The sequence below is a fragment of the Ochrobactrum vermis genome (assembly GCF_002975205.1).
GTDB classification, from domain to species: Bacteria; Pseudomonadota; Alphaproteobacteria; order Rhizobiales; family Rhizobiaceae; genus Brucella; species Brucella vermis.
Map to the genome: position 1 here is coordinate 191,248 of NZ_PCOC01000003.1, position 25,879 is coordinate 217,126.

The window sequence follows — 25,879 nt, forward strand, 5'->3', positions numbered from 1 at the left end:
TAAGCCTTGCTGCGATTATTCGTCGGACATGGCCTCATTGAGAATATCATTGGCGCGCGGCATGATGATCATCTGACCGCCGACGGTCACAGCACCCTCGACCATCATCTGCTCCAGTTCAGGCGTCATTTCACCCTGCTGCGCCTTTTCGACAGCGCCTTCAAAGGCTGCTTCGCTTGAATTCGTCACGAAGGCGGAAGAATCCGCACCGGAAACGGGAGGTATGGCCATCGGTATCTCCTTTGGTTTACCGGCAGGCTAAGCCTGCCTTTCAAGGTTTTGGTTTTGCCGCCCGGTTCGAGCGGGAAACTTCTTCATCAGCACCCGATGTATCCGAATGAGCACCGGGGGCAAAAACGATTTCCGGCGCGATGCCGCCGCGAAAAACACGAACCCGCGGATCATCGCCGGCAACGACCGGTTCCGGCTGCATGCGTTGCACCAGCTGATCGACAGCCGTTACATAAGCAGGCGGACCTGACGCTGTGATGACACGCCCGTCACGAGAACTGCGCACCGAAAATCGCGCATCTTCCAGACCAAGTTCGCGCATCCGCGCCGTCACCGCCGCGGCATTGAGCTTGCCCGCATCAAAAACGCGCGTTGCAAATTCCGTATCGGCGCTGACGTGCAGAACCGACCCGTCGAAATACCATGTCAGACCGTTGCTGCTCGCCAGACGTTGCAGAAACTCACCGGCAAACTTCGATTCGACACGACCGCGAATCCGGCCCTTCACGGCATCGGAAAGCACGACCGGGACACCGAGATTGCGCCCGAACTCCGTCAACGTGTCGCGCAGATCCTGATCCAGCACGACATAGTCGTAAGGATCGGCAAACCAGCCCGGCTCAGCCTGCGCCGTCTGCACAAAACAGAACAACGCGCACGCCGCAGCAAGAGAAGCCGCTCGCGCCAGCGTCCGACGGGCAGACCCGACCGCCCCTGCTGAAGAACAAAACCACGCCATCACACCCGATCCGACAACTCTTGCAGCCTGAAAACAATGCCAAGATGAGAAGATAAGAACGAGTATTTCATATCTTGCTTATAACTTATCCTCCAATGCGCTTGAAGAACAGCAATATGAAATTTTCATGACAGTGTATAAGTGAAAACTGTCGCGTGCGCCATTTATACATTGACACAAAAGTTTCACATTTTGTCCGTTGATTTATTTTAGCAGTCAATAAATGGTTCTCCTTCGTTGATGGAAATTCTCATTTAACCGTTCGGCGAACGTGCGCAATTCGCGCTGGACAATTTTTGATTGAAATGGAGATCATCAATGGCAGCTGTTACACCAACCTCCGGCGGCGGCGCTGACGCCGCAATCAGCAAGATGGAAGCCGCATTCGATGCTGCAATCGAAAAGTCGGCCAAGATCACCGAAATCACGACTGAGAAGAAGACCGAACTCGACGCAACCAAGCAGCGTCCGCAAAACTGATTCCATCGTCATGGGCGGAAAAGCTCGTCCATATGGCGGATTATTTCACGAATACGGCAGCACTTTCCGGCTGCCGTATTCGCCGTGAACCGGATCCGATAAGAGGTGGCCCGTGTCCCTGTCAAAGCTGACCATACCCTCCGTCAAGCCCCGCTTGCCGATGATCGCGTTACCAAACGCAGCCGCGCCGGGTGCACTGGCGCTTGAGGTCCTTTCGGGCATTCACAGCGGCGTTCGCACGTCGATCGACGGATCGGCACTGGCAATCGGATCGGCAACCGGCTGCGACGTAGTTCTGGCAGACAAGAATATTGCGCCCGAACATCTGCGGCTGCGCTTTTACGGTCGGCTGGTAGCAATCGACGCGGTGGGCGGCGCCGTGACCATCGAAGGCCGCGCCGCGCTCGATCAGGGCTTTGGTTGCCGGGTCAATCTTCCGGTGACACTTGGCGTCGGTGAAACCCGCCTGCGCATCGGGCGTGAGAACGGTCCCGCGCGCGCTTTGCCGAAATGGGCTCCCTATGCCGCCGGTCTTCTGGCGCTTGTTGCCCTCCCGTTGCTTGCCATGCAGGCAGGGTTTTCCGAACTCATGCCGCGTCAGGCCATGGCGCATGGCGAACAGGCTTCCACCCTTGCAATGGCTGCCAATATTAAACCGGCGGAACCGGCTCCCCCTGCCCTCTCTGATGGAGGGGTAACAACTTCGCTTCGGCAGGAGCTTGAAAAGGCCGATCTCGGCATGCTCAAGCTCAACACGGAAGGGCGCAGGATCGAAGTCTCCGGCGAAATACCCGCCCAGCGCATGGCTGACTGGGGCAAGGTCCAGCGCAATTTCGACCGGACCCATGGCGGGCGCTATGTGCTCACCAGCATGGTGACCGCCGCTGCCATCGCCAATGCGCCGAGTTTTACGTTTCAGGCGGTCTGGTTCGGCAAGAATCCCTATGTCATCGATGCGCGAGGCGAACGCCGCTATCCGGGTGCCGCACTTCAGGATGGCTGGATGCTCAAGGCGATCGAGCCTGGTGCCATCCGCGTCGTTCGCGGCAATGAAGAATTCAAACTGACGTTATGATGTGTAATTCGAATTCAGGATGGCCCGCGTGAGCGAGGTGATACGCCCATTGCCGGTGGAACGGCCCGGTGAGCGTCAACGCCTTGATCGGGCGCTGGCCGAAGCCGGTCGGCGTGCCGATGCCGTCAGTCGGGCCCAGATCGAAGCCTTCGAAGCTGCGTTACGGATACGCCGGCGCGGCAGCTCGGCACAAGGCGCATCGCTGCGCCGCGAAATCGACGAACTGACCATGCCGGAAATATCCGATCCCGGCATATTCAACGCGCCGCGGACTATGGCGTTGCTCGATCACGTTATCGACGCCATTCTTCCCTCGCTCGATACCAGCGAGGATGTCGCCTCCATCGCCAAGGCCATGCTGAAGGAAGAAATCGACCGCAGGCGCGACCTCGAAGAGCGTCTGATGGCCGAGGGAGACCCCGCATGAAGCGCGACGATGCCGATTCGGCCGAACTGATGCATTCGCTGGGCTATCTCTATATGCGGAGCGGTCAGCAGAGCCGGGCACTGGTTTTTCTCCTCATTGCCAATCGCATTGCCCCGGAGGATGCAGGCATCCTGCGCACGCTGATTGCCGCGCTCATCGAGAATGGCGCAGGCGAAAGGGCGCTTGGCGCACTCGACCGGTTAAGCGAGCTTGAAGACGAACCATCCGCGCATCTCCTGCGCGCCCGCGCCTTCTGGATTCTCAACGAGAAGAGCGAAGCACGTCGCTGTTTCCGCACCTATATCGAATTACGGAAGGCGGCGGCATGAGTGGCCTTCTTGGCAAGATGAACACGCTCGCCCGCGCCGCATCCTATCGCTCCGATGTGGTGGTTGCGAGTTTCATGATGCTCGCCGTCGTGATGATCGTGATCCCGCTTCCGACCCTTCTCGTCGATGCGCTGATTGCCATCAATATTGCGCTCAGCCTGCTGGTGCTCATCGTTGCCTTCTACATCGGAAGGCCCGGCGATTTTTCCGCGCTGCCACCGATCATTTTGCTGGCGACGCTTTTCAGGTTGGCGCTGTCGATCACAACGACAAGGCTCATTCTGCTCCATGCCGACGCAGGCAACATCGTGGCGACGTTCGGTCGCTTCGTGATCGGCGGCGAGGTTGTGGTTGGCCTTGTCGTCTTTCTGATCATCACCGCCGCGCAGTTCATCGTCATCACCAAGGGTGCGGAACGCGTTGCGGAAGTGGCAGCCCGCTTTACGCTTGACGCCATGCCCGGCAAGCAGATGGCAATCGACAATGATCTTCGCAACGGCGATATCGATCAGACGGAAGCGCGCGCACGCCGTTCGCGGCTGGAGCGCGAAAGCCAGCTTTACGGCGCCATGGACGGCGCCATGAAGTTCGTAAAAGGTGACGCCATAACCGGGCTGATCATCGTTTTCGTCAATCTCGTCGGCGGACTTCTGATCGGCATGATGAGCCGCGGCATGAGCTTTACCGATGCCTCGCACACCTATTCACTTTTGACCGTTGGCGACGGGTTGATTGCGCAGATACCGGCGCTGCTGATTTCCATCGGTGCCGGCACGGTGGTCACCCGCGTCGCCTCCGAGACCGAAAGCGATCTGGGAACGGAGATTTTTCGCCAGCTTGGATCGAGCGACCGCGCGCTAGCGCTTGCCGCCGTCATTCTTCTTGCGGCGGCGTTCGTGCCGGGCTTTCCGACGCTGATCTTTCTGGCAGTCGGCGGGCTTTTCGCAGGCATCGCCTTCATGATCCACCGCAGAAACCGCAAGCCGGAAATCCAACCGGACGCAGCCGCGCTTCAAGCCGTCGATGGGCCAGAGGCAGAAGCTGACAATGGCATAGTGATTTCAAGCGGTCCGACGCGTTATCGCGTGGTCGCGCATGTCGGCATCAACCTTGCGCAAGCCATCTGGCCGGAACGCTTCCGGCTGGAAACGGACAGGCTGCGCGATGCGCTGAAAGATGATCTCGGTCTTGAAATACCGGCGGTCGAGTTGCGCATTGCGCCTGAACTCGCGCCTGAACGCTTTCGTGTCGATCTCGAAGGCGTGCCCATCATCGAATATGAACTGCCACCGGCGAGCCTGATGCTCGATGACGATCCGATGCATCTCGATCTGCTCCAGATCACCTATCAGGACGGCCCCCCCTTGCCCGGTGGACGGCGCAGCCTGTGGATCAGTGAAGAACACGCCAACACGCTTGAAGAGGCGGGCATTGGTTTTCTCGATCCCGCAGCCGTGCTCGCCCGCGCCCTTTCGCAATTACTACGGCGCTATGCGGCGCATTTCATCGGCATTCAGGAAACGCGCGAATTGCTGACGGCCATGGAAGGCGAATATGGCGAACTCGTCAAGGAAGCGACGCGCGTGGTGCCGCTCAATAAGCTCTCCGATATCCTGCGCCGTCTGGTCGAGGAAAACGTGCCGGTCGCCAATATGCGCGCCGTTCTGGAAGCGCTCGTGGAATGGGGCGGTCGTGAAGCCGATCCGCTCGTTCTAAGCGAGCGGGTGCGCGGCGCGCTGGCCCGCCAGATCTGCCATCGTCATGCACAGTTCAACCGCGTGGTGCCTGCCTATGTCATGGCGCGCAGCACCGAGGAAATGGTGCGCGATGCCATTCAGACCACGGGTATCGGCAAGATGCTGGCTTTGCCCGAGGACACCTCGCGCGCGATCCTGTCGCAACTGCGGCGCGATCTCGACGATAATACGGAATGGCCAAATGCCGTCATCCTGACATCCATGGATATCCGTCGCGTGATACGCAATTTCCTGCTGCGCAACGAGATCGACATTCCGGTTCTCTCCTATCAGGAAATCGCGCCGGAATATTCCGTACAATCGCTGATGTCGATCACGCTCAATCCACAGAACCGTCAGCGGGCAATCAAGGCTCCGCCGAAAATGGAAGAACTGGCTGGCAGCGGCGCTGCCGATCTCAACTGAAAAATGCAAAGAGATTCAAGCCGTTCAAGGCAATTGAATCCGCAAGACTTAAAACAGGGTGACTGCATGAGGGAATATAAAATTATGGCAGGGCCGAACAGGGCCATAGCGCGAGCGGGCATTCTCCTGTTCTTGCTCGCAATCTGCTGCGTGGCATCGCCTGGACATGCACGGTCTTTCAAGGTGGATGCGCAGTCGGGGGAATCCCTCACTCTGCCGCTCGGTCAGGGGCGGATCATCCGCTTCGACCAGCCGGTGGAATCGGTTTTCATGGCCGATGCCCGGATTGCCGATGTACGCGTCGTCTCCCCCGGCGTCGTCTATGTCTATGCGCTGAAAGCGGGCCGGACCAATCTGATTGCCTTGAGCCCGGAAGGCGGGGCGAAAGCGAGCGTCGATTTCTGGGTCGTATCCGATCCGCGCCCCATGAAGGAAGCGCAACGCGCCGCCCAACCGGACAGCACCATCGACGTGACGCTTTTTGGTGATGTTCCGGCCGCCAAAGGTCATGCCCGTTCCATGCAGGAGTCGGTGGACACCGAAGCGACCCTTCAGGCCTATGCCCCGCCGGCGCGTCCGCCCATCAACAATACCACGATCAACGGCGCCAATCAGGTCAATATCCGCGTGCGCTTTGCCGAAGTCTCGCGCAACCAGTTGTTGCGCTACGGCGTGACGTGGGATGCTTTCGTCAATGCCGGCTCCTTCTCCTTCGGCTTTGTTTCCGGTGGCGCCATGGCCGGTGATGTGGCTTCCGGCGCGTCGAATGCGCTCAGTGCGGGGGCTGGATGGAACGGTAACCGGGTTGATGTGCTTCTCGAAGCCTTGCAGGCAAACGGCATCCTGACGGTTCTGGCCGAACCCAATATCACTGCCGTGACCGGTGAAACGGCGAGCTTCCTTGCTGGCGGTGAAATCCCGGTGCCGGTGCCGGTCACCAACGAACAGGTGGGCATCGAATACAAGCAATATGGTGTGTCGCTTCTCTTCACGCCGACGCTTCTGCCCAATGGCCGCATATCGATGCGCGTGCGCCCCGAAGTGAGCAGTCTTTCGGCAAGCGGCATGGTGAACATCGCCAATCTTCAGGTTCCTGCCCTTCAGGTCCGTCGCGCCGATACCACGGTAGAGGTGGGAACCGGCCAGACTTTTGCCATAGCAGGGCTTTTTCAGCGCAATGTTTCCAAGGACATCGAAAAAGTGCCGGTTGTGGGCGACATGCCGGTGCTTGGCAATCTCTTCAAGTCGAAGCGCTTCCAGCGCAATGAAACCGAGCTTGTGATCCTGATCACGCCCTATCTCGTCGAACCGGTGCGCGAACGCAGCCTCAAGACGCCGCTCGACAGCCCGGCAGGCGCCCTCTCCGGCCCCGTTGCCAGCAAGCGTACCAAAATCAACAAGGGGTTCGGTTTCTATGTCGATTAAGTTCCAGCCGCTCGCCCGGCCACTTGTTGTAGCCATTGCATTTTGCGCCCTTACAGCCTGCCAGAACCGGCCCGAACGCGATCCCCTGCCCTATTCCCCCAATTATCACATGACGACTGCCGAGACCGGCAATGTGGTGCGCAAGGGATATGACAAGCAGCAGGCCACGCAAGGCCGTCTCGTTCCGGATGCCTGCGTCACACCCGATGTCGTGGAAGATCCGCTTTATCTGCCGCCCGGCTGCGCCAACAATCTCAATCTGCAGATGATGGTGGAGCGTCAGAGCGATCTCGTTCACGGGCGCACGACCGGCCCGGCCATGGCGGCACCGGTGGTCAGGGCGGCACGACGCGTCATCGACGGAGAACCGCCCAGAGATGACGCAGCGGCGAAGGAAAGCCTCAATACGACAGGCTCGATGCATTGAAGGCAAGGCAATGACGACCGGGAGACTAACGCCATTCGAAGGAGTGGGATCATCGCGCGCCCGAAGCAAGCAGGCCGATGGCCCGCGCGCGGGCGGATGGCGATTTGATCGCGCGGACCTTGCGTGCTTCGGCAAGGAATGCCTGTTTTTCGGCCGCCGGATAATCCGGCACCGCCACATCGCCTGCTTCCTTATCGCGCCCGCCCAGAACCAGAACCAGCATCAGATTGCGGAAATGGCGCGCCTCGGCGCGCGGCGACTGGGTGACGCCACGCATCGTGGCGACGGCAGCATCGGTCTTGCCGGACAGCGCCTGCGCCAGCGCGAGATTGGACTGCGTGTCGAGGCTCGCGGGATCATGACTTCTCGCCTTGGCAAAGGCTGCCTCGGCGCCATTTCCGTCACCGGTCAGGATCAGGGCGGTTCCAAGCCGGTTATAAGCGGTCGAGGATTTGACGATGGGGGCTGCCACGGCAAGCGTTCTTGCAGCACTTTCGACCTCATTCGACTGCAATTGCGCCGTTCCCAAACCCAGAAGCGCGCGACCATTATTGGAATCTTTCGCCAAAGCGGTGCGGAACGATTTTGCCGCCTGTTCGGGTTGTCCCGAGGCAAGCTGCGCGTCACCCAGACGAATATGCGCGCCGATCGTATCGCTGGAAACATTCGCGGCGCGCTCATAGAGCGAAGCAGCCGTGGCCTTGTCGCCGCGCCGGTCGATATCCTGTGCAAGGGCAATGAGACGCGCCTCGTCGCCTTTGGGCCCTGTGGTCTGCGCATTTTCAGAAGCGGTCGTGCAGGAAGCCAGAGCCAGACAGGTTACGATCAGGGCACTGGTGGAATGATGTCGCATGATACCTCACTAAAAACGCACTTATCCCTACCTTCCGAATCGGAAGCCGGCAACTCAAGGCCGTCATCATTCTGTAATCTGGTTTTATCTCAGTTTTGTAACCGTGACGTGGCGGGAGAAAAAACGTGAGTGAAACGAGCGAAGAGAAAAGCCTTCCAGCTTCTGACAAAAAAATCCGCGACGCACGCGACAAAGGGCAGGTTGCCAAGAGCCAGGATCTGGTCGCCGGGACGGTGATGATCTGCTCGACCGGCTATCTCGCCTTTGTCTTTCCAGAACAGAAAAGCAAGATTGAAACTCTGGTCGACGTGATCGCCCGCCGGGTGCATGTCGAGCCATTCAGGGACGTGTGGCCCGATGTGCTGACGCTTGCCGGCGGCATCATGACTGGCCTTGCCCTGCCGCTGCTCGCCGTCACGGTAACGGCGATCGTCCTGACCAATCTTGTCGTGATGCGCGGCTTTCTGTTTTCTACCGAACCGATCACGCCCAATTTCGAACATATCAATCCGGTTTCCGGTGCAAAGCGCCTCTTTTCGATGCGCAGCGTCGTCGAGTTCCTGAAATCACTCGTCAAGATTACCGCACTGGCAACCGCCTTTTTCATCGTTTTCCGCGGCGGCATTCAGTCATTGCTGCAATCGTCAGCTTGCGGCGCATCCTGCATCACCAATACTTTTTCGGCGATGCTGCAACCGCTGATCATAACCGCCGTCATTGCCTTCTTTCTGGTCGGACTGGTTGACGTGCTGGTGCAGCAATGGCTGTTCAAGCGCGATATGAAAATGACCAAAAGCGAACAGAAGCGCGAAAGAAAAGATTCCGAAGGCGACCCGGCCATTCTGCAGCAGCGCCAGAAACAACGCCGTGAAATGCAGACTTTCGCCACCAAGACGGGGTTGCTCAATGCTTCACTTCTGGTGGGCGTGCCCGATGGCTGGACCGTTGGTATCCGCTATGTGCGCGGTGAAACGCCGGTGCCGATGATCGTCTGCCGCGCCAGCCCCGAACAATCACGCACCATGATCACCGAAGCGCTTCTGACCGATATTCCGGTGATCCGCGACCAATCCCTTGCCGCCACGATTGCGCGCACGGCGCGCACCGGCGAACCGGTTCCCGAAACAAGTTTCCAGCGCGTTGCCGATCTCCTTGTCGCAGCAAGGCTCATCTGACCACCATCAACGAGAACAGCCCCATGTTCAGAGACTTTCTTCATCCCCTCATGTTCCTCTTTGCGATCGTCTGCGCGCTGCCCGCCTTTGCGCAATCTTCCGGTGCCGCACCGGCCTTCAACGATTCCTATGTGGATTTCCTGTTCTCACCCACGCGTCCCGGCGCCGGGTTTCCCCCGCAGCCACATCGTGCGGAAAAGGCAGATATCAGCACCCGCCAGCGCATCAGCTACCCGAGCGATGAAGCACCGGGAACGATCCTGATTGATACGACTGCGCGCCGTCTTTATCTCATCGAAGCGGACGGCACGGCGCAAAGCTATGCGGTCGGCGTTGGCCGTGAGGGTTTTGGCTGGTACGGCACCGAACGCATCAGCGCCAAACGCGAATGGCCGGACTGGCGCCCGCCCGCATCCATGCGCGCGCGGCGCCCCGACCTGCCCGCCCATATGGCGGGCGGCCCCGACAATCCGCTTGGCGCAAGGGCGCTTTATCTCGGCCAGACGCTTTACCGCATCCACGGCTCCAATGAGCCGGAAACCATCGGGACGGCAGCCTCGTCCGGCTGCTTTCGCATGACCAACAGCGATGTCATCGACCTTTACCGACGCGCGCGGATTGGCGGCAAGGTGCGGGTTTTTTGACCAAAACCGACAGATTTCATGAAACTGTCATCGGGAAGCCAAGGTAATTTCCTAAAGTCTAATTTGTCCCATTAGCAGTTGACGATTTTTCCTGACCAGACAGAGGAGAGCGTAGCATGGCCTATCGGATTGACGGAAACGCCCGCAATCGTTTTGACGAAGCAGGTGAAAAGGCAACCCCGATACCGGCTGCGCAGGCGGAATCCTTTCGTCGCGACATTGAAATCGTCAGCCGCGAAAGAGAAGGCAGCGGCAATAACGGAAAGCCTGATACCGGCGAGCGCGTTTTCGTCGTCGAGGCTGGCGATACGCTTGAAGGTATCGCACGAGAAAATCAGGCCGATCTCGGCGAGACAATGGCAATCAATGCCAATGAATCCAATCATAACGGCGATCTCATTCATCCTGGCGATGTCGTCATCTTGCCAGCGCCCGCACCCGAGCAGGTAGCCGCATCAAAGCCCGACGCTAGAGGCGAACCTGAGGCCGAAGATGCCTTCGTGCAATCGCTTTATGAGCGCGGCAACCAGATCGAATATGCAAAGCCTGAAGATGGCATCGATCATGCGGCGGAAACGCAGACGATGCAGGAAGACGTTGCCACCTATCTCGACGCGCTACCCCCTGAGGCACGGCAGGATGCAGCCATTCGCCTTTCGGAAAAGGACTGGACCGATGCCGGACCCGCGGGTATCGCCATTGACGATGCGCTCGAGGATGCGGGCTTGCACGACGATGCCGTCGATGCGTTCGCCGACGATCTTTACGCGCGTGGCAACGATCTTGAATACGCCGAGCCTGCGGCAGATGTGGATCATAGCCGCGAAACGACAGCCCTTTCCAAAGATATCGAAGGCTTTTTGAACACTCTGCCGGAAGGCGAACGCACAGAAGCGCTGCAAAATCTCTATGATCGCAACTGGACCGATGCAGGTCCGGCGCAGATCGCCATCGAGGAAGCGTCCCGGTCGTCCGGCATCGCGCTTTTACCGACCGGACATAATGGTCCTGAAATCGAAAGCGAAGTGCGCGCCGTTGTCGATAATGCCTCGGCTACGCTCGGTGGAGCCGAAACACAGTTCACAGCCTTTATCGACGGTTATGGCAAGGCCAGCCCGGAGGTGCAGCAGGCGCTTCTGCGGCAAGGTTATGCCGACGAATTCATGACGTCGATGGCCGATTACGCTACCGAACCGATACATGATTTCGATCCGGCCACGAGTGAGCAGCAAAAGCCGTATCAAACCTTTCTGCGCCTTGAGGCAATGACGCAGAACGCGCCACAGAAAGTGGCCGCCGACCTCGTCTCAGCCGCTATGCCGGAAATCGAACGCGTCAATATCCTTTATCAGGAACAATCGGGTTACCCGATGCTGGGCTTTGGCGGTGTGGAATCCATGCTCAAGGTTGCCGAACGCATCGAAGGCACATCGCAAGGCGATCAGGTCATAGAGCGATGGGCGGAAATGGGCTTTTATGCCCAGAACCAGATACCGCAATCGATTGGAAATGGCGGCAGCCTGCAATACCCGCTTGAGCTTTCTCAAACGCAAGGCTCTAGCACATATCTGCTCGAACAGGACATTCTATCCGGCGTTCGCCAGAACCAGAGCGCGACCAACAGTGCAGTAGAAGACTATTCCGTACATATGGAAGAACTGCGCTGGCTGATCGATAATCACGGCGACACCATGACGCCTGAGCAGCTTGAGCAGGCCATCGCCGATTATAAGACGGAAAAGGGTGACGAGTGGAACGCTGAAAACGAGCGTCTTGAGAAGGCGGTCAACGAAAAGGGCGAAAGCCTTCTCGACCAGATCACGCAGCTTGGCGATTTCCCTGACGAACCGGCGGAGCAAAAGGAACTCATCAACAAGGAAATCGAAAACATTCTCAATGACGACCGCTCCTATCTGGCGATCCAGTCGGCGTTGCGCACCAACCCCGAACTTCTCGACAGACCGGAAGTTCTGAATTTCCTTGGTCAGGAAGGGCGGTTGACGGATCGTGGACGCAAGCTCGCCGAGGAAGTGTTTACGCAGGTCGTGCAGCGCGATGTGCTGCCCCAGTTTGAAGACATCAAGGGCGCGGACGCCGACAAGATGCGTGAAATTCGCGATAGTCTGGCCCAGTTCCGCGACAGCAAATATGCGGCTTTGCTCGGCGTCACCGAGAAGGATATGAACAAGGCCATTGATGCCATTGAGGCTGCAATACCTTCGCCGGGCGAATCCGAGGCTGCCATCAAGATCAAGATGGACAAGCTTGACGAGACACTTGGCGAACTCGACAGCAGCAAACAAAGCGGTATCCGCACTTTCTCCACCTCCACCGTCCCCGGTCAGGTGCTACGCATGATCGGCGCGACCGGTGCTGCCATGAGCCTTTATAATTCGGCACGCGCAGCAGGTACCGAACCCAATCTCGAAAATATTCTGAAGGTAAGTTACGATACTGCCGGTCTGTGGCAGCGCTCGGTCGAAATCCGCAGCGGTCTCGGCATGATGGGCCCGGACTCTTTCGCCGTCAGGAATTTTAACGGCAGCCTTGCGCACGGTACCCAGCTGCTTGGTGTCATCGGCGCCGTGTTCGACGGCGTCAATTCCTATCAAGCTTTCGCCGATGGCAATCCGGAACTGGGCATTACCCATGGATTAACCGCCGCAGGCGGCGTGACTGCGGCGCTTGCACCGGGCACTATTCTTGGGCCGATTGGCGTCGGTGTAGTTATCGTTGGCACGCTCGCATCCATGGTGGTGACGAAGGTTCAGGATAGCAACAAATACGATAATGAATTGTCCCAGCATTTTCTGGAACATTCAGGCTTGAGCGAGAAGGCAGCCGATGCCCTCGTGGATCAGAGCGGAGAAGGCTATAGTCCTGTGCCGATCCTTCTCGAATATGCAGCAGCCAAGGGCTACGATATGGACAATGCCGACCATAGAGCGGCCTTTGTTGACTGGATAAACGGCATCGAGCCAAAGCAACTTGAGACGTTGCGTAACAATCTTCACCACACCATCGATGCGTTCAAAGGCGATCCGTCCCAGTTACAGCAGACCGCACCCGACGATGCCGACTACACGGACGATACCGAATATAACAAGATGGAGATCAAAGGCAGCTATAACTCAGAGATGGGAGAGCGCTACAGCGTTCAGGCTGGCAACGCATCACCCAGTTCCGTCGTTCAGATTGACGTTGTTTTAGGAACGCTGAAGATAATGGACCTGCCAGCTGTTCCAGTTTCTTAAACCGGAACATAATTATTTCAAACTGGATCATAGCCGCAAGCAGCAAATTATCTGGCGCACAGGATCGTAGCTCTGGATATCGTAGCGTGCTGTAGCGTGGTCGCGGGGGCACGCAACTACCGATACCGACATTCACTAGAGGTAGCTATCTAGCAACGTTTCAGGGCGAAATCTCATCACGTTTTCTGACTTACCCTTGCTGGTCGTGGGACACAATGCCCGTCACCAGAGAGACATAGAGCACTAAGGTGTATAGCAGCCATACACTGCTCGCACTACAATCATGGAACACTTCGTCGCCCACACTCGGGATTCCCTCGACGGCCCCGCCGACCTTGGGGTTCTGCGCGACCATCCCTTCATCGCCGGCCTCATCTTCGTGACCCAGATCGGCAGTGAGAGCCACTCGTCTGACTACTTCAGCTACGCCGTTCGGCTGCACGGTATATGGAACAGCGTTTGGGACCGGAAACCGCACAAGGTCATCATCACAGCCGTTGCCCGAAAATTTATCAACCTTGCTAACGCCCCGTGCAAAAAACGTCAAAAATGGGTACTTCCGAAAGCATGACGGATACAGTTGCTAGGGACTATTCAATTTGAAAAATTGCGGTCAGCAGAATTATTACAAGCCAAGTTAAAAATATCCCAGACAAATTCTCCTCTATCTGAGATATTTTTCTCCTCGAATTAAACGCACAAAATATTATCTTGATCCCCGCCTAATGCGCTAAGAGCAAAGCGTCATCCGTTATTTCTGAATGACTGTTCTTGCGAAATAATGCCATCAAATCAGGCACCTGCATTTGTGCCCTCTCATCACCTGACACATCAAAGATAATTTTTCCCTGATGGAACATAACCGTTCGGTTTCCCGTATCAAGCGCCTGCGCCATCGAATGGGTCACCATAATCGCAGTTAGATTAAGCTCACTGACAATTGATCTGGTAATATGCATCACAAAATCAGCGGTTTTGGGGTCAAGGGCTGCGGTATGTTCATCAAGCAACAGAACCTGCGTCGGGCCGGTGGTCGCCATGATCAGGCTCACCGCCTGCCGTTGTCCGCCGGATAAAAGCCCGACTTTATCGTCAAGCCGCTTTTCCAGACCAAGATCAAGAATACTTAGACGCTTTGCTGCCTCAAGCCTTATCTGCTCATTAACCGCTGCACGCAAACCTCTGGGCGCCGTTCTGCCACAGGCGACTGCAAAATTTTCCAAAATGCTTAAATCTTCACAAGTGCCAAGACGTGGATCCTGAAAAACACGGGATATAACACCGGCTCGCTTATGAACCGGTAATTTTGTAATATCCAGATCGTTGACTTTTACCCTGCCGCTTTCAACCGGTATGGTACCCGCCATCACATTGAGTGAGGTGGATTTTCCGGCGCCGTTTGAACCAATGACTGTTAAAAATTGGCCGGTTTCAACCGTGAGATTAACCCCGCGCAGCGCTTGCGCCTCCAGCGGTGTGCCCTTGTTAAAGGTAACATGAATATCCTCAAGCGCGATCATGCTTTACCTCGTTTTGTAACTTTCTTCAAAGCACCGCTGCGTTGCAAGATGAGTGCTCCCAGCACCAAAACCGAGGTAATAAGCTGCATATCAGAAGCTTTCAGCCCTAAAAAACCGCCATTAAGGGAGAGAGCAACCACCAGACGATATAAAACGGCACCCGCAATACAGGCTAATAAACATTGCAATATTGAGCGCGCCGGAAACAGAGTTGTACCGACAATCACCGCAGCCAAGCCCACAATAATCACACCAATGCCCATATAAGCATCAGCGGCACCAAATAATTGGGCAAATAATGCGCCACCCAACGCGGTCATCGCATTGGCAATGCCAAGTCCGATAATTTTCATCCGTCCAACGTCAATGCCAAAGGCTGCCGCCATACTCGGATTAGCACCGGCTGAGCGCATAGAAATACCAAAACCGGTTGCCAGAAACACATTCAATGCCACTGTGATAGCCGCAATAATGACAGCTAAAATTGTCAATTGCGCCAGCGAACTGGAAGGAAAAAATGCCTCAAATGGAGTGAATACGGTATCCACTGCAATGAGCGGCACATTGGGGCCGTTCATGATGCGCAAATTGATGGAATAGAGTGCAACCGCCACCAGAATACCGGAGAGAATATTGACGATCTTAAAACGGACATGAAACCAGCCTGTCAGCACACCGGCAATAAACCCTGCTACCGATGCGACCAGAATAGCAAGCCAGGCATTCAGGCCATTGACCATCAGGACTGCAGCAACAGCAGCCCCTAATGGAAAACTGCCCTCAACGGTCAGATCAGGAAAATCTAACACACGAAATGTTAAAAATGCACCCAGCGCCACCAGACTGAAAATAAGGCCGGTTTCAAGAATGCCGTATAACTCATACAATGTCATAATGATCGTCCGCCCGTCATTCAATGATCTCGCTGGCTTTATCCAAAACAGATTGTGGTATTGTCAGCTGCATTTTGTCAGCAGATTTTTTGTTAATAAATATCGGAAATTCCGTCATCACTTTTGAAGCAATCAAAGCATCAATCTGACCAACCTCTTTGCCGTCCAAAACTTGTGCTGTCATACCGCCAACCAATTTGCCCAGTTCAAAATAATTCAGCCCTAATGAAGCAACAGCACCACGTTCCACACCACGGGTTTCACCAGTAAAAACCGGCGTTTTCGTATCGAAGCCAATGCGCACAATCGTTTCTAATGCGGCAAGCACAGTGGTGTCATTGGGCAGATAAATGGCATCCACTTTGCCAATCAGGCTCTGGGTTGCCGGAATCACCTCATTGGTGGTTGGTACGGCTGCCTGCACAATGGTAATGCCATATTTTTTAGCCGCCTCTTCCACCCATTCAAGGGTCGCCAATGAGCTGTCCAGACCGGTATTATAAATATATCCGAGCCGTTTCATCTCTGGCATAATCTGCTTAAATAACTCAATCTGCTGTGCAACCGGCGGGATTTCAGAAACACCAGTGACGTTCTTACTAGGCTTCTCATAACTGGAAATAACCCGTGCTTTCAGCGGGTCAACAACACTGCCGAAAATAACCGGTATTGTTTTGGTGGCAGCGACTGCCGCCTGTGTTGCAGGCGTGGTCATTGGCACAATGGCATCCGGCTCATTAGCAACAAATTTACGCGCAATTTGCTGCATGGTAGCAATGTTGCCGTTTGCATTCTGGTAATCAACGGTCAGATTTCTCCCGACACTATAACCATTTTCCGCCAGCCCTTCCAAAACACCGTCACGAGTGTCAAGCAATTGCGGCACCTCAACAATTGTTGCAATTGCAATTTTTTTTGCGGGTTTGTCCTGAGCCAGTACCGGGAATGTAACTCCCAATACAACCAAAGCAACCGCGCCTCCCATTTTAACCTGTCTATCCATAAGGATTCTCCACTTGACTTGGCTCTCTTATTGTTCCCATATATTGAGAGTTATTGATCATATAGTGGGAATAAATGGAAACTCCTGTCAAGAGCGAAGTTCAAACCGGTGTCAGTTTATTGCAAAAAGCTTTTCTGGTGCTGGACTTGTTTCAAGACGATACACCGGCATGGTCACAGACCGAAATCGTCGAAGCCGCAGGTCTGCCCCGCTCTACAGCGAGCAGGCTTGTCCGCTATTTCTGCGAAACAGGTTATCTCATCCGTAATGAGGAAAGCCGCCAATATTTGTTGGGGCCAGCAGCGATTGATCTTGGCCGGCGCGCTTCAAGAACAATGGATATTCGCAATCTGTGCCGTCCGATTTTAGAAAGATTGAGCGCATCAACCGGTGAAACTGTCATCCTGACAATGCTGGATGAAAACGGTACTTCAGCCACCTGCATCGACCAGATTGTAAGCCGCGCTGAAGGCCTGCGTGTGTTTGAAAAAATCGGCTCCACTATGGCGCTTCATGCCGGTGCCGCCCCCAAAGCAATATTGTGTGCCATGAGCCAGAAAGATCAGGCTCATGTTCTTAAAACACCATTGATTGCCAAAACCCCAATGACAATCACCGATCCCGACATTTTAAAAGCCGATTTAAATCAAGCCAAAGCAAGAGGCTATTCCATTTCCCATGAGGAAACTTATTCAGGCGTTGTCGGCGCTGGTTGTGCATTTTTTGGCTGGGGCACCACACCGGTCGGCAGCATTGCAATAGCGGTTCCGCTTCATCGCATTGATGATGAGCAACTGGACGAATTCGGCTTGCTGTTACAGACAGCAGCAGAAGAAATCACTTCACGCCTTAAAAATGGATATGCCAATTACGGAGATGAAGAATGAAACACTGGATAAGCGGCGAGCAAAAAGGCGTTGAAAACCTTCATTTTGAAACTGGCGACAGACCAGAGCCTGATGATCATGAAATTCTGGTGCAGGTTCATGCGGCGGCATTAAATTTTTCAGATATTTTAATGCTGGATGATCAATATCAAATACGCCCGCCACGCCCCTTTACACCAGGACAAGAACTGGCCGGTATTGTTGTCAAGGCGGGTGCCAATTCCGGCTTTAAAACAGGTGATCGGATCACCTCCAAAGTCAATTGGGGCGCTTTTTCTGAAAACGCACTTGTGCGGGCTGATATGGCAATTGCTATTCCCGATGATATTGATTTTACCCAAGCCGCCGCCTTGCCGGTATCCTATACAACAGCACTGGTCGGTTTAAGCGAATGTGTGCAAGTGAAAGCCGGTGACACGGTTTTAGTCCATGCCGCCGCAGGCGGTGTCGGCATTGCCGCCGTGCAAGTTGCTAAAGCTTATGGTGCAACGGTTATTGCCACCGCAGGGGGTGAAGAAAAGGTAAAACTTGCCCTGAAATCAGGCGCCGATCATGCCATTGATTATAATAGAGATGATTGGGTGGCTGCGGTTAAAGAGATCACCGGCAATAAGGGCCCTAATATTATTTTTGATTCCGTTGGCGGTGATATTGCGCTGCAAAGCCTGCGCTGCATTGCCCGCGACGGGACCTTGCTGATTGTCGGCTTCTCAGGCGGTACAATCCCAAAACTTCCCGCCAATTATTTATTGCTCAAGCGTTGTGCCGCAAAAGGCGTTTACTGGAACCATGACCAGGATGGTGAAATGCTGATGCGTGTTTCCAAACGTATGTTTGATTTGCTGGCACAAAACAAAATCACCCCGCTGATCTCAGGCCCCTATCCGCTTGAAAAGCTGCCCCAGGCCTTAACCGATATGGCAGCCCGCAAAACCGTGGGCAAAGTTATTATCAGCATTACCTCTTCTGACAATTCATCAAATGAGCCAGTTCAATGAGTGACAGTGATATTTTTCATGGTGTGCGCGTGCTTGATCTCACACGTGTTATGTCCGGCCCTTTTTGCACCTCAATGCTGTCCGATTTAGGGGCAGAAGTCATTAAAATCGAAATACCGGATAGAGGCGATGAAGGCCGTTCTTTCGGCCCCTATAAAGATCAGGACAGCACCTATTTTATGCTGCTGAACCGCAATAAATACAGCGTCACGCTTGATCTGAAAGCACCAGAAGGTCAACAGATTTTGCGCGATATGATTGCGCAATGCGATGTGCTGGTTGAAAATTTTCGCCCCGGTGTAATGAAAAAGCTGGGGCTTGATTATGAGACGGTGCGCCACATCAATCCGCGATTGGTCTATGCCAGTATTTCAGGTTTTGGTCAGGAAGGGCCGATGAAAAACCTGCCCGCTTTTGATCTAGTCATTCAGGCCATGAGCGGCTTGATGAGCCTGACGGGACAGAAAAACGGCTCACCTACTGCGGTGGGCGAATCCATGGCCGATGTCTGTGCAGGCATCTTTGCCGCATGGGGTATTGCGGCAGCGCTTTATGCGCGTGAGAAAACCGGCGCAGGCAAACATGTTGATATTGCCATGCTCGATTCTATGGTTTCCATGCAGTTGACGGGCTTAAGCCGCCAGTTATTTTTTAATGATACACCCAAACCTGTCGGCAACCGCCATCCGGTCACTTATCCGGTGGATAGTTTTGCCGCGGCTGATGGTGCTTTGGTGCTGGTCTGTTTTTCGCAAGACCTTTTTATCCGCCTTGCCCAGCTGATCGGCCATCCAGAGATCGCCACGGATGAACGCTTTGCCACCAATCAAGCCCGCAATCAGCATGAAGATGAATTACGCACGATCATTGAAGCATGGACATCAACTTTAAAGCTGGATGATGCGGTTGATCAGCTCATTAAAACAGGCATTCCCGCAGCCCCGATCTGGAACCTTGAGCAGGTGATGTCCTCACCGCACGCGCATTATCGCAATTTAAGCATTGCCGGGCACCATGGCCGCCAAGGCGACATACCGCTTGTTCCGCAACCGGTTAAATTCTCCGGCATGGCACCGCAAACAACAGGGTTTTCGCCCATGCTTGGCGAACATACCCATCAAATTCTTGGCCAGATTTTAGGTCTGCAAGAAAATGAAATTAACCAGCTCCGCGATAAGAAAATAATTTAGAGGGAACTGTCACTGTGACAAGTGCAAAAAATCATCGCGTCATCCGCGCACCACGCGGTAATACGCTCAACGCTTTTTCATGGCAAACAGAAGCGCCTTTACGCCTTTTGATGAACAATCTCGACCCTGAAGTGGCAGAACGCCCCGAAGATCTGGTTGTCTATGGCGGCATTGGCCGTGCGGCACGCAACTGGGAGGCTTATGATCAGCTGGTTTCTTCCATCAAAACCTTGCATGATGATGAAACGCTGCTGGTGCAAAGCGGCAAGCCGGTTGGTATTTTCAAAACTAATCCCCATGCACCGCGCGTGTTAATTGCCAATGGCAATCTGGTGCCTGCCTGGGCAACATGGGAGCATTTCAATGAGTTGGATCGCTTAGGGCTGACCATGTATGGCCAGATGACCGCAGGTTCATGGCTTTATATCGGCAGTCAGGGCATTGTGCAGGGCACGTATGAAACATTCAGCGAAATTGGCCGCCGCCATTTCAACGGTGATTTAAGCGGACGTTGGATTTTAACCGGCGGTTTGGGCGGCATGGGCGGCGCACAGCCGCTGGGTGCCACCATGGCCGGTGCCTCTATCATTGTCGTGGAATGTCAAGCAAGCCGGATCGAATTTCGCAAGCGCACCGGCTATCTTAACCAATCCGCCACCAGTCTCGATGAAGCTTTGGCAATTCTGGCAAAAGCCAAAGCCGAAGGCAAACCGGTTTCCGTTGGTCTGCTTGGCAATGTGGTTGATGTATTTCATGAAGTGGAAAAACGCGGGCTGGTGCCCGATGTCGTCACCGACCAGACCTCAGCCCATGATCCGGTACATGGCTATCTTCCCGTTAAATGGACTGTAGAAGAATGGCTTGAACAACAACAAAGCGACCCGACCGGCACTGCTGCTGCCGCCAAAGCATCCATGGCGCAACATGTCAATTCCATTTTACGCTTGCAGGCCAAAGGTGCCGTTGCCCTTGATTATGGCAATAATATTCGCGCCATGGCTACAGATGCAGGCGTTAAAAATGCCTTTGATTATCCAGGCTTTGTTGAAGCCTATGTGCGCCCGCTCTTCTGCGAAGGAAAAGGGCCTTTTCGCTGGGTGGCTCTGTCAGGCGATCCGGAAGATATTTATCGCACTGATGCAAAAGTTAAAGAGCTAATTCCGGATAATCCGGCTCTGCATAACTGGCTGGACAAAGCACGCGACAACATAAAATTTCAGGGTTTGCCATCCCGTATCTGCTGGTTGGGGCTTGGGGAACGGGATAAAATCGCCCTTGCCTTGAATGAGATGGTGGCCAATGGCGAGGTGAGCGCCCCTTTAGTGATCGGGCGCGATCATATGGATTCTGGCTCAGTTGCCTCCCCTAATCGTGAAACAGAAGCGATGAAAGATGGTTCAGACGCCGTTTCTGACTGGCCGATCCTCAATGCTTTGCTCAATTCTGCCTGCGGCGCTACATGGGTTTCTTTCCATCATGGCGGCGGTGTGGGTATTGGTTATTCACAGCATTCTGGCATTGCTGTTGTGGCCGATGGCACTGCAATGGCTGCTGACAAATTGCGCCAGGTTTTCTGGAATGATCCGGCCACAGGTGTGATGCGCCATGCCGATGCGGGCTATGAGATTGCCAAAAACCATGCCCGCGCTAATAGCCTTAATCTGCCAATGCTGCGCTGATAAAAACTGCGACGCTATCATTTTTTTGAATGGTAGCGTCGCAATTTTCAATTCAAACGTTAAGACGCGCCCATGCCATTATGATTAATCACCACAAAGCACGGAAATTGCGGCATCCAACCCGCCTGCTGCCATATCCACACCCCATTCGTCCATGCGAAAATCAACACTGACCTGCTGCCGGTTTCGTGGACACGGAGTTAAGGTGCTGCCGATGAAACTGGAGCGCATGAATGCAACGAAGGAAGTTCAGCCGCGAATACAAGCTTGAAGCGGTGAAATTGATACGAGAGCGCGGCGTCAGTGTTGCGCAGGCCGCCCGTGATCCGGATGTTCATGAGAATGTCCTGCGCAAATGGGTCAGGGAATATGGTTCCGACCCCGCGCAGGCTTTTCCTGGCCACGGACAGATGAAGCCCGAGCAGCTTGAAATCGAGAGGCTGCGTAAGGAAGTTGCCAAGCTGAAGGCGGAGCGTGATATCTTAAAAAAGGCCGCCGCCTACTTTGCGAAAGACGTGATATGAAGTTCGGCGTTGGTGCATCAATCGCCGGTGAGTTTCAGAGTTTTTATAGCATTGGCTTTTAATGTTTTGGTTCGTTGAGAATTTGGATCAAGCCAATGCCTTTCAAGCACAATTCCGCCCGTCGTCACCGGATACCCAAGCAGAAGTTCAAGGTCACGAACTGGGCGGCGTACGAAGCAGGCTTGCGTCAGCGCGGGAGTGTTACTTTCTGGATCAGTGAAGCAGCTATAGCCGGATGGATTGCACCACTGCGCAAGACGCGCGGTGGTCAATGTCGCTATTCTGACCTGGCTATTGAGACGACGCTGATATGTGGCAAAGTGTTTAACCAGCCTCTGCGTCAGACAGAAGGCTTAATGGCCTCGTTGTTGCGGCTACTCAATGTTGAACTGCCGGTGCCAGATCACACAACATTAAGCAGACGCTGCGCCAATCTTGTTGTTTCCAGCTTAACCCGGTGCACCAGGAGGGATGGAACAGATGAACCTCTTCATGTGATCGTCGATAGCACTGGTATGAAGATATATGAAGCTGGCCAATGGCTTGAAGAAAAGCATGGCGCTAAATCTGCCCGAAAATGGCTCAAGCTGCATCTTCCTATTGATGCAGATAGCAATCAGGTCATTGCAGAAACACTGACTGATCAAAATACAAGTGACCTCAGCCAGGTTCCTGATTTGCTTGATATGATTGATCGCCCCATCGCTTGTTTCATGGCAGATGGTGCTTATGACAGTGATCAAACCTATCAAGCTTTACGCAGTCATAGTCCCGGTGTGAGCATTATCATTCCGCCACGAATACGAGACTTACAAGAAGCGTCAAATGGCCCACCTGATCAGCGTGACTGGCATAGCCGCACAAATGCTCAACGCGGTCGGATGGAGTGGCAAAATCTTACCGAGTATGGGAAGCGAGCGAGAGTAGAAAACGCCATAGGCAATTATAAATCAACAAACGGGCCAAAGCTAAGATCACGCAAATTCACCAACCAGAAGACTGAAGTTAAACTTGGATGCGGCGTCCGTAACCGCATGCTGCAGACACCACGCCCGAAATCCGTCCGCGTCAAAGTTGAAACCACATAAGCCAGCATCAAAGATCGGAATCCGCCACCAATTCGTTTCATGCAACAACGCCGCATCGGACCATGGGCTTCTTTTTTGTACCGTACCTCTGCCTCCAACGCGCTAATTCGTCTTGCGGTTTTCTTTCTTCAATGAATTCCGCAGCGCATCCATAATGTTGATGACATTCCCACCGGATGGTTCTTCTTTGGCTTTCCGTTTAGTCTTGGGAGCCTTCTTCAGGGACTTCTTTTTGTCTGCGATGATGTCGAGCAACTGTTCCTGAACCGGGTCAGTAACCAGATCCGGCTTCCAGTCTCGTGTTTGTTTTTTGATTAGCCTTTCAATCAACGGCAAGGCATCGGGGTCCGCTTTATCGTCGCCGATTCTCCCATAATATAAATCCTCATCGCGCACTTCGTCTCCATAACGCAAAGTCCAGAGAACGATCCCCTTGTCTCGCGGTTCCAGCATGACAGCTCGTTCGCGACGGGAAAGAACCAGTCGCGATATTCCCACCTTGTTCTCAGCTTTCATCGCCTCACGGATGACCGCGAAAGCTTCCTCCCCAACTGGATCACTCGGGGTTAGATAATATGGGGTGTCCAGCCATATCCAGCCGATGCTCTCGCGGGGCGAGAACATTTCAATATCAATGGTCTTGGTGCTGTCGAGAGCAACGTTTTCAAGTTCATCGTCATCAAGAAGAACGTATTCGCCTTCTCCGCGTTCATAGCCCTTGGCCTCGTCTTCTTCCCTGACTTCCTTTCCCGTTACAGCGTCGACATAACGACTGATGACACGATTCTGCGTTTGCCGGTTAAGGGTGTGAAAACGCACTTTCTCGCTATCCGAAGTAGCTGGCATCATCTCGACAGGGCAGGTGACAAGAGAGAGTTTCAAGTATCCCTTCCAATAAGGACGAATAGCCATTCCACGCCTCCGTTAGCTTGCGCGCCGCGTAGGCGTAGCAGATTGTGGGGACTTCGACCCCGCCTTGGCCGTTTTTCGGCGAGCGGGTGAACGATCTGCATTTGCGGCGGTACGCTTCGCTTTCTTGGTGCTAACGCCTGCACTTTCACGAAGAGCCTGAAGGAGTTCGCTCGGCTTGGACGCAACGGGAACCTTCTTCTTAGGCAGGCTTCGGCCTTCGATCTTCGCTTTCACCAGTTCAGCAACTGCATCCTCGTATCGATCATCGAATTTGCTCGCATCGAATTCGCCCGCCTTGGTGTTGATGATGTGTTCGGCGAGTTCCAGCATTTCGCCTTCGATCTTGATGTCTGGAACATCGTCAAATGCTTTCTTGGCGGAGCGGACTTCGTAATCGAAGTTCAGGGTGGATGCAGTCAGCCCTTTTCCATGTGCTCGGATCAGTACGGTGCGCATGCGGCGGAACAGGACGGTGCGAGCTATGGCGGCAACCTCGGCTTTTTTCATACCGTCGCGCAAAAGCACAAAGGCCTCAGTGCCCATTTTGTCTGGAGCTAGATAGTAAGGCTTGTCGAAATATGCCGTGTCTACCTGATCGCAAGGAATGAATGCTTCAACGCGGAGGGTTTTGTCGCTATCTGGAACCGCAGCTGCAACTTCCTCAGGTTCGAGAACCACATAGCGATGGTCATCTACCTCATATCCCTTAACCTGATCGTCTCTGTCGACTGGCTTGCCAGTTTCGCTGTCGACGAATTCGCGTCTCACGCGGTTTCCGGTCTTTCGATTGATGGTATGAAATGAGATTCGCTCGGATGTCGAGGCGGCTGTGTAGAGTGCCACAGGGCAGGACACCTCTCCAAACTTGATGAAACCCTTCCAATTCGCCCTTGGCGCAACCATCTCGCATACTCCCAACGCAACCGCAGCGGTTAGTATTCTTGCAATCGAGTCCGAACGAATCACAGTCCGATTCGTTCCGGCTTTGGAGCGAATCATTCGAACACCGTTCTAATGGGAAAGAAAAAACCCCGACGCCCTTCCCGGAATCGTCGGGGCCGCGCTCGACAGATGAGGTGCATGTCCTTGCCGGGCGCTTCGTACGACCCGGCGAATAATTGGAAAGTTGCCCTGCCTAGGGACGAGCAGGCAGGGATGCGCCATATCCCGGTGTTAAGTGAGTTTTTGGCGCTTGGCGGATGTCATCGCCACGTAGGAAACTGCGTCCGCGAGATTTTGTTCCGAATCATGCGAACGGATCATATTCCATAGTAGCAGCACGGCTAGTCTGAGCCTGCGGCGGTTGGACGTGCGGTCATGCTTTGACTTCAAGGGTGCGCCGCGGGTGTGAAGAGATTTCTCGAAAGCAATTACAAGGCGGTCCAGATGAAGCCCCGCCGTTGGATATCGCATGGTAAATTGTCAAGCAGGTAGCCGCAATTGTTCCACTTCCCGAGGAAGAGACTGAGAAACCAATCAGCAATTTTGGGACATCAGGCGGGCTTTTCGCTTGATACGTCATTCAGGCTAATCAATCGTCCTTCGCCACCGAAGCATACATCCTCGTTGCAAAAAGCCCCTTTCATGTACTTGAGGCCGAACGACCTGAAACTGACGATGTCTTCTGGGCGAAATCAATTGCAGTTTACGAGCTGCCGAGCCACTTTTGAAGTTTCGGAAGCCGAACGCCTCCGCACTCGCTAATTGTGTACCCTTTCGGCTTGCCAGATTTTACCGCAAAGGTTGCGTCTCACCAGAATATTGGCCATTTCTGCTATCTCGCCCGTCCAATGTTGGGGAATAGACGCGAGATATAGTGCGTTCAGTACACGGAGTTGGTCCGGCGTAAGGGGCTTATAAGGCATGGTTCGATTCCAAGTAATAGCGCTAATGACCGTCGTTGAGAACGATATTTCAACAGAAGGAGAGAAAGATGGCTGTGAGCAATCTCGAGAAAGAAGTCG

At 54.3% G+C, this 25,879-nt stretch carries 24 protein-coding genes and 1 pseudogene; 17 read left to right on the forward strand and 8 right to left on the reverse strand.

Annotated elements, in window-relative coordinates:
* Positions 1-15 precede the first annotated feature (15 nt).
* Both CQZ93_RS25875 and CQZ93_RS25880 read right to left on the reverse strand, forming a co-directional pair.
* The gene (locus CQZ93_RS25875; RefSeq protein ID WP_105545452.1) at positions 16-231 is read right to left on the reverse strand and encodes a hypothetical protein; all 216 of its coding nucleotides are present in this window, start codon (positions 229-231) and stop codon (positions 16-18) included.
* A 40-nt stretch (positions 232-271) separates the two neighbouring features.
* Complete coding sequence (locus CQZ93_RS25880) at positions 272-883, reverse strand: type III secretion protein (RefSeq protein ID WP_105545453.1); 612 nt, start codon at positions 881-883, stop codon at positions 272-274.
* Positions 884-1,288: 405 nt separating this feature from the next.
* Between CQZ93_RS25880 and CQZ93_RS26770 the strand changes: the two genes are divergently transcribed.
* The 7 genes from CQZ93_RS26770 (at position 1,289) to CQZ93_RS25910 (ending at position 7,295) form a co-directional block, all read left to right on the forward strand.
* Positions 1,289-1,450, forward strand: a complete 162-nt coding sequence (locus tag CQZ93_RS26770) for a hypothetical protein (RefSeq protein WP_162995411.1) — start codon at positions 1,289-1,291, stop codon at positions 1,448-1,450.
* A gap of 112 nt (positions 1,451-1,562) precedes the next feature.
* Positions 1,563-2,525 carry a SctD/MshK family protein gene (locus CQZ93_RS25885; RefSeq protein ID WP_146114502.1) on the forward strand — a complete coding sequence of 321 codons (963 nt, stop codon included), beginning with the start codon at positions 1,563-1,565 and terminating at the stop codon, positions 2,523-2,525.
* Positions 2,526-2,553: 28 nt separating this feature from the next.
* The gene (locus CQZ93_RS25890; protein ID WP_146114503.1) at positions 2,554-2,952 is read left to right on the forward strand and encodes a hypothetical protein; all 399 of its coding nucleotides are present in this window, start codon (positions 2,554-2,556) and stop codon (positions 2,950-2,952) included.
* Entirely contained in the window at positions 2,949-3,281 is a 333-nt protein-coding gene (gene sctY, locus CQZ93_RS25895) for a type III secretion apparatus assembly chaperone SctY (protein WP_105545456.1), read from the forward strand. The genes CQZ93_RS25890 and sctY overlap by 4 nt, the downstream gene beginning before the upstream one ends.
* Complete coding sequence (gene sctV / locus CQZ93_RS25900) at positions 3,278-5,443, forward strand: type III secretion system export apparatus subunit SctV (RefSeq protein WP_105545457.1); 2,166 nt, start codon at positions 3,278-3,280, stop codon at positions 5,441-5,443. The genes sctY and sctV overlap by 4 nt, the downstream gene beginning before the upstream one ends.
* Positions 5,444-5,527: 84 nt before the next feature.
* On the forward strand, positions 5,528-6,868 hold the full coding sequence (locus CQZ93_RS25905; protein ID WP_105545458.1) for a type II and III secretion system protein family protein: 1,341 nt from the start codon (positions 5,528-5,530) through the stop codon (positions 6,866-6,868).
* A complete protein-coding gene (locus CQZ93_RS25910; RefSeq protein WP_105545459.1) occupies positions 6,858-7,295 on the forward strand; it encodes a hypothetical protein in 438 nt (145 codons plus the stop codon). The genes CQZ93_RS25905 and CQZ93_RS25910 overlap by 11 nt, the downstream gene beginning before the upstream one ends.
* Positions 7,296-7,344: 49 nt before the next feature.
* Here the strand turns inward: CQZ93_RS25910 and CQZ93_RS25915 are convergent, their stop codons facing one another.
* Positions 7,345-8,148: a tetratricopeptide repeat protein gene (locus CQZ93_RS25915; protein ID WP_105545460.1), complete on the reverse strand. Its 804-nt coding sequence runs from the start codon at positions 8,146-8,148 to the stop codon at positions 7,345-7,347.
* Between the two features lie 125 nt (positions 8,149-8,273).
* Here CQZ93_RS25915 and CQZ93_RS25920 point away from each other — a divergent pair, with 125 nt between their 5' ends.
* From CQZ93_RS25920 to CQZ93_RS26515, 4 genes are all read left to right on the forward strand, one after another.
* On the forward strand, positions 8,274-9,323 hold the full coding sequence (locus CQZ93_RS25920) for an EscU/YscU/HrcU family type III secretion system export apparatus switch protein (RefSeq protein ID WP_105545461.1): 1,050 nt from the start codon (positions 8,274-8,276) through the stop codon (positions 9,321-9,323).
* A gap of 23 nt (positions 9,324-9,346) precedes the next feature.
* Positions 9,347-9,967 (forward strand): L,D-transpeptidase, encoded by a 621-nt coding sequence (locus tag CQZ93_RS25925; RefSeq protein ID WP_286154315.1) that lies wholly within the window; start codon positions 9,347-9,349, stop codon positions 9,965-9,967.
* 116 nt (positions 9,968-10,083) lie between these two features.
* On the forward strand, positions 10,084-13,221 hold the full coding sequence (locus tag CQZ93_RS25930) for a LysM peptidoglycan-binding domain-containing protein (protein WP_105545462.1): 3,138 nt from the start codon (positions 10,084-10,086) through the stop codon (positions 13,219-13,221).
* 283 nt (positions 13,222-13,504) lie between these two features.
* On the forward strand, positions 13,505-13,792 hold the full coding sequence (locus CQZ93_RS26515; RefSeq protein ID WP_146114504.1) for a hypothetical protein: 288 nt from the start codon (positions 13,505-13,507) through the stop codon (positions 13,790-13,792).
* Between the two features lie 151 nt (positions 13,793-13,943).
* Here the strand turns inward: CQZ93_RS26515 and CQZ93_RS25940 are convergent, their stop codons facing one another.
* Genes CQZ93_RS25940 through CQZ93_RS25950 form a run of 3 tightly spaced genes read right to left on the reverse strand, consistent with a single transcriptional unit; the run spans position 13,944 to position 16,637 of the window.
* On the reverse strand, positions 13,944-14,741 hold the full coding sequence (locus CQZ93_RS25940) for an ABC transporter ATP-binding protein (protein ID WP_105545464.1): 798 nt from the start codon (positions 14,739-14,741) through the stop codon (positions 13,944-13,946).
* Entirely contained in the window at positions 14,738-15,634 is an 897-nt protein-coding gene (locus tag CQZ93_RS25945; RefSeq protein WP_105545465.1) for an ABC transporter permease, read from the reverse strand. Before CQZ93_RS25945 ends, CQZ93_RS25940 begins: the two co-directional genes overlap by 4 nt.
* Before the next feature lie 16 nt (positions 15,635-15,650).
* Positions 15,651-16,637 (reverse strand): ABC transporter substrate-binding protein, encoded by a 987-nt coding sequence (locus CQZ93_RS25950; protein ID WP_105545466.1) that lies wholly within the window; start codon positions 16,635-16,637, stop codon positions 15,651-15,653.
* Between the two features lie 74 nt (positions 16,638-16,711).
* On the opposite strand from CQZ93_RS25950, the gene CQZ93_RS25955 reads away from it, so the two are divergent.
* From CQZ93_RS25955 to CQZ93_RS25980, 6 genes and pseudogenes are all read left to right on the forward strand, one after another.
* Positions 16,712-17,524 carry an IclR family transcriptional regulator gene (locus CQZ93_RS25955; protein ID WP_105545467.1) on the forward strand — a complete coding sequence of 271 codons (813 nt, stop codon included), beginning with the start codon at positions 16,712-16,714 and terminating at the stop codon, positions 17,522-17,524.
* Positions 17,521-18,522 (forward strand): NADPH:quinone oxidoreductase family protein, encoded by a 1,002-nt coding sequence (locus tag CQZ93_RS25960; protein ID WP_105545468.1) that lies wholly within the window; start codon positions 17,521-17,523, stop codon positions 18,520-18,522. Before CQZ93_RS25955 ends, CQZ93_RS25960 begins: the two co-directional genes overlap by 4 nt.
* Entirely contained in the window at positions 18,519-19,712 is a 1,194-nt protein-coding gene (locus CQZ93_RS25965) for a CaiB/BaiF CoA transferase family protein (RefSeq protein WP_105545469.1), read from the forward strand. Before CQZ93_RS25960 ends, CQZ93_RS25965 begins: the two co-directional genes overlap by 4 nt.
* A gap of 14 nt (positions 19,713-19,726) precedes the next feature.
* Positions 19,727-21,391 (forward strand): urocanate hydratase, encoded by a 1,665-nt coding sequence (gene hutU / locus CQZ93_RS25970; RefSeq protein ID WP_105545470.1) that lies wholly within the window; start codon positions 19,727-19,729, stop codon positions 21,389-21,391.
* A gap of 233 nt (positions 21,392-21,624) precedes the next feature.
* A pseudogene (locus tag CQZ93_RS25975) lies at positions 21,625-21,920 on the forward strand (transposase); the annotation flags it as partial.
* Between the two features lie 90 nt (positions 21,921-22,010).
* On the forward strand, positions 22,011-23,003 hold the full coding sequence (locus tag CQZ93_RS25980; protein ID WP_105545437.1) for an IS5-like element ISOcan1 family transposase: 993 nt from the start codon (positions 22,011-22,013) through the stop codon (positions 23,001-23,003).
* A gap of 102 nt (positions 23,004-23,105) precedes the next feature.
* Here CQZ93_RS25980 and ku (CQZ93_RS25985) read toward each other — a convergent pair whose 3' ends face one another.
* A complete protein-coding gene (gene ku, locus CQZ93_RS25985; RefSeq protein WP_105545471.1) occupies positions 23,106-23,915 on the reverse strand; it encodes a non-homologous end joining protein Ku in 810 nt (269 codons plus the stop codon).
* 12 nt (positions 23,916-23,927) lie between these two features.
* Positions 23,928-24,818: a non-homologous end joining protein Ku gene (ku, locus tag CQZ93_RS25990; RefSeq protein ID WP_105545472.1), complete on the reverse strand. Its 891-nt coding sequence runs from the start codon at positions 24,816-24,818 to the stop codon at positions 23,928-23,930.
* Between the last annotated feature and the right edge of the window lie 1,061 nt (positions 24,819-25,879).